At 73.1% G+C, this 7,005-nt stretch carries 6 protein-coding genes and 1 pseudogene; 2 read left to right on the plus strand and 5 right to left on the minus strand.

The genetic code is table 11. The features are described from left to right. From AB0F15_RS44605 to larB, 5 genes and pseudogenes are all read right to left on the minus strand, one after another. A pseudogene (locus AB0F15_RS44605) lies at positions 1–227 on the minus strand (glycosyltransferase family 2 protein); the annotation flags it as partial. A gap of 2 nt (positions 228–229) precedes the next feature. Then, entirely contained in the window at positions 230–1,741 is a 1,512-nt protein-coding gene (locus tag AB0F15_RS44610; RefSeq protein WP_360283945.1) for a hypothetical protein, read from the minus strand. Beyond that, complete coding sequence (locus AB0F15_RS44615; RefSeq protein WP_360283947.1) at positions 1,738–3,258, minus strand: hypothetical protein; 1,521 nt, start codon at positions 3,256–3,258, stop codon at positions 1,738–1,740. Before AB0F15_RS44615 ends, AB0F15_RS44610 begins: the two co-directional genes overlap by 4 nt. Before the next feature lie 233 nt (positions 3,259–3,491). Then, a complete protein-coding gene (larC, locus tag AB0F15_RS44620) occupies positions 3,492–4,676 on the minus strand; it encodes a nickel pincer cofactor biosynthesis protein LarC (protein ID WP_360283949.1) in 1,185 nt (394 codons plus the stop codon). Beyond that, positions 4,673–5,365 (minus strand): nickel pincer cofactor biosynthesis protein LarB, encoded by a 693-nt coding sequence (gene larB / locus AB0F15_RS44625; RefSeq protein WP_360283951.1) that lies wholly within the window; start codon positions 5,363–5,365, stop codon positions 4,673–4,675. Before larB ends, larC begins: the two co-directional genes overlap by 4 nt. 195 nt (positions 5,366–5,560) lie before the next feature. Between larB and AB0F15_RS44630 the strand changes: the two genes are divergently transcribed. Both AB0F15_RS44630 and AB0F15_RS44635 read left to right on the plus strand, forming a co-directional pair. Then, complete coding sequence (locus tag AB0F15_RS44630) at positions 5,561–6,385, plus strand: asparagine synthase-related protein (protein ID WP_360283953.1); 825 nt, start codon at positions 5,561–5,563, stop codon at positions 6,383–6,385. Positions 6,386–6,659: 274 nt separating this feature from the next. Further along, positions 6,660–7,005: winged helix-turn-helix domain-containing protein (locus AB0F15_RS44635; RefSeq protein WP_360283955.1), on the plus strand; the 346-nt coding region annotated here is incomplete at its 3' end.

Consider the following 7,005-nt stretch of genomic DNA (forward strand, 5'->3'; position numbering starts at 1 on the left):
GTGACGACGGCCTCGACCGAGACTTCGGTCACCGTGGTCCAGCGCTGCCAGTAGCTGGCCGGGAACCGCCCGAAGTACGTGTTGCCCGACACCTTCGTGCCCGGGTCCAGCCGGATCGCTTCGCGGTCCCGGACCGCCGCACCGGTCTGGACCTCGGCGTAGAGGTCCTTGCTGACGATCGGCGCCGGGCCGGTGAACAAGCCGCGCTGCGCGGTGAGGTCGGTCATGGTCAAGCTCCGCTTCCGTTGCCCCGGACGAGATACAGCTGCTGGGTACCGGCCCACGGCGACGTCAGCGTCCACCGGCCCAGCGCACCGGGCGGCGGATCGCCGCGCACCAAGGCGTAGTCGGTGACGATCGGCCGGTCGCCGAAGTCGAAGAACCGGAAGTTGACGTCGACCAGCGCCCGGCCGAGCGCGCCGAGATGGGCCTCGCGCTCGGTGATGGCCGGCCCGACGGCGCCGCGGTCGTCGAACAGGTCGACGATCGCGCAGCCGCAGCTGTAGGCCAGCACGCCGATCTCCCCGCCGCTGCGCACGGTGCCGCCGCCGACCAGCCGGCCCAGCTCCGGTCCGATCCGCTCGTAGTCCGCGGTCGCGTCGTGGTTGGACATCAGCGGCGCGAACCGCCGCGGCAGGCCACCGGCAGCGTAGGCGCCGACGCCGGCCACCAGGACGCCCGCGACCGCGACGGCGGCCGCCACCCGGGCCGGCACGCGTACCGCGGCCGTCGCGGCGGCCGCGAGGAAGAGCGTCGCCGCGATCAGACTCGGCCCGTAGTACCAGTGGTACGGCGGGACGTGCAGCCGCGTGTAGGCGAGGTAGTGCGCGATCCCCGCCGGCACCAGCGGGGCGAACGGCCGGACCCGGGCCCACAGCGGGCCTCTGCGGGCCGCGTCCGCCACGCAGAGCGCGAAGGCGAGCAGGGCGAGCGCGGCCGGGAGGAACGACGCGGCCGTCGCCCACGGGAAGACGTTCGCGTAGAGCGCGGGGCCGTTGCCGAAATCCCACGGTCCCCAGGACTTCTGCAGCGTCTTGATGATCACCGTGTCCGGCACCGCCGACCCGAGCACCACCCAGCTGAAGGCGAACCAGGGGAGTGCGACCGCCACGGCGGCGAGCACCGACTGCCACGCCTTCTCCCAGCACCGCCGCCGCAGCGCGAAGAGCACCAGCGCGACCACGACCAGATCGAGGCGGACGAGGGCGAGCAGTCCCGTCAGGACACCGACGGCGACCGGCCGCCGCTCCCCCGCGAAGACCAGGAGCCAGGCGATGCCGGCCGCGCCGAGCTCGACCTCGAGCCCGATCGACGACAGCAGCAGGGGGTTCACCGTCAGCATGGCGACGGCGGCCGGCGCGAACCAGGACGGCAGCCCCGCCCGGTCGCCGGCCCGGCGCAGCGCGAGGACGAGCGCGACCTGACCCAGCACGAACAGCGCGCCGGCGGCGAGCACCGCGTCGCGCAGGATCAGGGTCAGCGCGGCGAGGAGCAGGACGTTCAGCGGCGACGTCGCGGTGTTCGACGTCTCGGCCGAGATCAGCCCCCAGTGCCCGTGGAAGGCGAGGTTGCGCGCGTAGGCCAGCGTGATGAACGTGTCGTCGACGAGGTGCGGCCGCACCACCGCGAAGACGAGGGCGGACACCACGGCCACGGCGCCGGGCAGCACCCAGCGCCGTGGCCGGGACGCCGGCGCCGCGATCGCTCGTACCGTGTGGTCCCGCCGCTGTGCCACGGTCACGGTTCGCGGGTGAGGGTGAAGTGGCCGACGCCCTTGGCCGCGGACTGCACCTGCCAGCTGTCCGGCCCGGTCGCGGGCCCCGAGCCGTACTGCAGCCGGTAGTCCGGTTTGCGCGGGGTGATCGAGCGGTCCAGCCAGTGGTAGTTCACCCGCAGCGCGAGGCTCATCAGCGGGTTCGCCGTCGCGATCCGCCGCTCGATCAGCTCCTTCGCGTGGCCGCGGTCGGAGAACTCGTCGATGATGGCGCACTCGCAGTAGTACGCGAGGGTGCCGATCTCCCCGGGACTGGCCACGCTCGCGCCGTCGAGCCGCGCGTCCAGCTCCTTGCCGACCCGCGCGTAGTCCTGCGCGCCGGCCCAGTTCCCGAAGATGACCGGCGACTTCCACGGCAGACCCTGCGCGGCGTCGACGGCCGCCGCGCTCAGCACCAGCACCCCGGTCAGCCCGAGCGCCAGCAGCGGGGGACCGGTGCGCAGCGTCGTCCGTGCGCGTGCCTGCCCGAACCAGGCACCGAAGGCCGCGACGGCGAAACTGCCCACCGTCGTCGTCGGAGCCACGTAGTACCAGTGGAACGGGCCGACGCCGATGAACGAATAGGCGACGAAGTAGAGGATCCCGCCGGCCCCGAGCGCCGCGACCGGGCCGAGCGCGGGGAACTCCGGCCAGCGCACCGAGAACCGCGCCGCGGCCCACCCGGCGAGCGCGACCGCGCCGAGCAGTGCCGGGACGAACGTCACCAGCACGGTGACCGGGTAGCCGAGGTAGTACATCACCGGCCCGGTGCTGTAGGTCCAGGGCGCGAACAGCCCCGCCTGCGTCTGCTTGATCGCCAGTGTGTCGGGCACGAACGAGCCGAAGGTGACCCAGCTCACCACGAACCACGGCGCGGCCGTCAGTGCGGTGAAGCCGGCGGCTGGCCGCCACCGGCGCCGGATCGCGGGCGCGCTGAGCGCGATCACCACCACGAACACGACGAGATCCAGCCGGGTGAGGATGGCGAGCCCGGCGGTGACGCCGAACAGCACCGGCCGTCCTTCGAGCGCGAAGACCGTCAGCACCAGCAGGACGGCGGGGATCAACAGGACTTCGAGACCGATGGCGGACAGCACGAACGGGTTGACCAGGACCAGCGCGACACCGACCATCCCGGCCGCGGGCGGCAGCGCCGACGTCCGCCCGAGGCGCTGCCAGGCCCAGCCGAGCGCGCCGCCGCACAGGACCGTGAGGATCCCGAGCGCCACGACGGGGTGCGGGTCGCCGGCCACCCGCGTCACCAGCGTCAGCGCGGCGAGGAGCAGGACGTTCAGCGGTGACGTCGCGGAGTTCGCGGGCGAGCCGGGGATGATGCCCCACTCGCCGTGCATGGCCAGGTTCTTCGCGTAGGCGAGGGTGATGTAGCCGTCGTCGGTGAGACTGTCCCGGACGACCAGGAAAAGTGCGGCGCTCAGCACCGCGCCGAAGACGGGCAGCCACCGTCCTCGCGCCTTCACCTGCTCCGCGTTCGCATCCGGAAGCACCGGTTCACCCCGCGGAAGCTCCACCGGCGCTGGATCCGTCATCTGCCTGATCGACATGTCCCGGGGACCGTAGTGACGGTTCATTACCGTGGTGCTACGTCTCGGTTAGGTCCGTCGGTCCGTTGTCCGGCCCGGTGAGCGGGGCCGGACCGGGACCGGCCGGGTCCACAGTGGACCTCTTTGGGCCGGGCCGGGCGTGGGCGGCCACCCCGCCCGAGGCGTGGACGGGCCGGTCACGATCCCGCGGCCGCGCGGACCTCCTCCAGCACCCGGCGCAGCGGCTGCCCGGTGGCGGCCGCGGCGGCCTTCACGTCCTCGTACTCCGGCTGCGCGGTCACGACGACCCCGTCGAGGTACCCGCGCTTCACGCTCACCGGGCGCCCGCGGTAGTCCACGGTCACGCTGTCGCGCGGCAGCGAGCGCCGCTCGACCGGGGACAGCCGCACGCCCAGCGTCGACGTGTGGGCGAACACCGCCGCGCAGACGCCGTCGACGCGGTCGTCCGCCGCCAGCGCCGTCAGGACCATGCCGGGCCTGCCCTTCGGCGCGGTCACCGGCGCGCACCACGCGTCGGCCGCGCCCGCGGCGCGCAGGGCCGTCAGGACGTCGGGCCACAGCCGGGGATCGAGGTCGTCCACCGTCGTCTCGACGACGGTCATCTTCGCGCGCACCCACGTCCGGTCCGGCTCCGCGGCCGACCCGACGACCACCCGGACGATGTTCGCGTGCCCCGGCGGATCGGCCGTTCCCGCGCCGACGCCGACCTCGACCGGCACGCAGGCCGGCATCGGGCCGTACGCGTCCGCCAGGGTGACGAGCAGCGCGGCCCCCGTCGGCGTGCACAGCTCCCGGGCGGCGGGGTGCGCGGCGACCGGCGCTCCCGCCGCGGTGAGCAGGGCGAGCACCGCCGGTGGCGGCACGGTGAGCCGGCCGTGCGCCGCGGTCACCGTGCCGCCGCCGACGGCGATCGGCGACACCGTCACGGTCGCCTCGAGCAGGCCCAGTGCGTCCAAGCCGAGCGCGCAGCCCACGATGTCGACGATCGCGTCCAGCGCGCCGACTTCGTGGAAGTGGACGTGGTCCCGCTCGATGCCGTGCACGGCGGCTTCCGCGTCGGCCAGCGTTTCGAACACCTGGGTGGCGAAGCGTTCCGCGGCACCGGTCAGCGCGGCGGACGCGATCAGGTCGAGGATCTCCGGGAGGTGGCGGGCGTGCCGCGTCTCGGGCGCCTCGACCACGACCTGCCGTGCCCGCAGCCCGTGTCGCCGCACCACCTGCTCGGTCAGCCGGACGTCGTCGACGCGCAGCCGGGCCAGGCCTTCGACGATCCCGGCGAAGTCCGCGCCCGCGTCGACCAGCGCGGCCAGCAGCATGTCGCCGGCGCAGCCGTTCCCGGCGTCGATCCACGCGACGGTCACGGCGCCACCGACTGCCGCGCGACGCGGGCCGCGGCGACGCCCGCGCCGAAGCCGTTGTCGATGTTGACCGTCACCACGCCGGGGGCACAGCTGTTCAGCATGGTCAGGAACGCGGTCAGGCCGTCGAGGTGCCAGCCGTAGCCGACGCTCGTGGGCACGGCGATCAGCGGCGTGCCGCACAGGCCGCCGAGGACGGTGGGCAGCGCCGCCTCCATCCCGGCGATCGCCACGACGGCGTCGGCGCCGGCGATCCGGTCGCGTTCGGCCAGCAGGCGGTGCAGCCCGGCCACGCCGACGTCGACGACGAGATCCGGCTCCGCGCCGAACACGGCCACCGTCGTGGCGCATTCGCGGGCGACGGGCAGGTCCGACGTTCCCGCGCAGACCACGGCGACCCGGCCGCGCGGTGGCGGTACGGTCCCGAGCGTCACCGTCCGGCCGGCGTCGTCGACGTCGGCCTCCGGCAGGCGTTCCCGGCACAGCGCCCGCGCTTCCTCCCCGACCCGCGTGGCGAGCACCGCGCGTCCGGGATGGGCTTCGTGCAGCCGCGCCAGCGCGGCCGTGATCTGCTCCGGCGTCTTTCCCGCACCGAACACCACTTCCGGATCCCCGGTGCGGGCCGCCCGGTCGAGATCCAATCGCGCGAAGCCCAGATCGGCGGTCGCCGCCGTAACCCCAGTCGTTACCACCTTCGAGACATTAGCGTTCTCGCGCGCCGTATGTAAACTGTTCGCGGGGGATACCGCACGAATACGGCAATGGGTTGACTGGGTGGACCCGTCGCGATCGACTTACCACACGCAAGACGCCTCGAGCGGAGGACAAGTGCTGTTCTTTTGCCGAACAAAGATCATCGCGAACGCGCGACCAGCGGGGGAAGAGTAATGGACGCCGGAATCGAAGATCGGCTGCTGGGCCGGGTCCGCGAGCTCGGGAGCGTCGCTGTCGCGTTCTCCGGCGGCGTCGACTCGGCGCTCGTGCTGGCCGCGGCCGCGCGTGCCCTGCCGGCCGGGCGCGCACTGGCGGTGATCGCCGACTCGCCCAGCCTCGCGCGGGCGGAACTCGAGGCCGCGCGGGGGATCGCGGCCGGTCTCGGTGTCGAACTGGCCGAGGTCGCGACCTCCGAGCTGGCCGTGCCCGGGTACCGGGACAACGCCGGCGACCGCTGCTACTTCTGCAAACAGGCGGTGCTCGGCGCGGTCGGCGACCTCGCGCTCCGGCGCGGGTTCACGCACGTCGCGACCGGGACGCACGCCGACGACCACCGCGCCCTGCACCGCCCGGGCCTGCGCGCGGCCCGTGAGCTGCACGTCGTCGAGCCGCTGGCCGAAGCCGGGCTGGGCAAGCAGGACGTCCGGGCGCTGGCCGCCGCGTGGTCGCTGCCCGTCGCCGGCAAGCCGTCGACGCCTTGCCTGGCGTCACGTATCTCCGTGGGGGTGCCCGTCTCCTTACAGAGGTTGGGACTGGTGGAACGCGCCGAGATCGCGGTGGGCGCGCGGCTGGCCGAGGCGGGGATCCGCCATCGGGACCTGCGCGTCCGTCTGCTCGGTGGAGGATTTCGGGTGGAGGTGGATGGTCCTGCGCACGCGGCCGTCGAAGCGCGGCCGGGGCTCGCGGCCGCGGTGCTCAGCGAGCTCGGTGGCCTCGGCCTGAGCGGCCCGGGTGCGGTCACGGCCTATCGTGCGCCCGCACTCGCGCCGCCACCGTAGGCGCTATTCGCCCGCGCATTCGTCGTAGTCATTTGTGCCGTCATCGACGAGCAGGAAAATCGACCTACCGAATTCGCCGCTATCGTGTCCGATTTGTTCATCGACCCATTGTCGCGATTCGAGTGCGGTCCGTGTCGATCGTTCACCGGGATACCGGTACGAAAGCACCATTTCGATTACCACGTCTCGCCAAGTGCTTTCTTCACTAAGTTTTCCGGGTTCGGCGTGTGCTGCCGCGTACGGTGGCCGCACGCTTACGGTGGGGGAGGATCGGATGTACTTCGAGTTGCTCGGCACCCTGCGGGTCCAGCGCGACGGGGAGCGGGTGGACCTCGGCGGCCCGCGCCAGCAGCGGCTCCTGGTGGTGCTACTGCTCAGCGTGAACAAGGTGGTCGGCGCCGATCGCCTGCTGGAGGCCATGTGGGACGGTGAGCCGCCGGTGACGGCGCGAAGACAGCTGCACAACGCCGTCGCCGCGCTGAGACGCAGCTTCGGGACCGCCAAGCACCTCGTCGTCAAGGACGGTCCCGGCTACCGCATCACCGTCGACCCGCACGGCGTCGACGCGCACCGGTTCACCGCGATGGTCGCGTCGGCCTCGGGGGGGGCCGCCCCCGGGC

It is taken from the genome of Amycolatopsis sp. NPDC026612, assembly GCF_040638285.1.
Taxonomy (GTDB): Bacteria; Actinomycetota; Actinomycetes; order Mycobacteriales; family Pseudonocardiaceae; genus Amycolatopsis.

Bases quoted from the DNA above. Each gene is read 5' to 3' on its own strand.
- AB0F15_RS44630 (WP_360283953.1), top strand. From the start codon at position 5,561: ATGGACGCCGGAATCGAAGATCGGCTGCTGGGCCGGGTCCGCGAGCTC.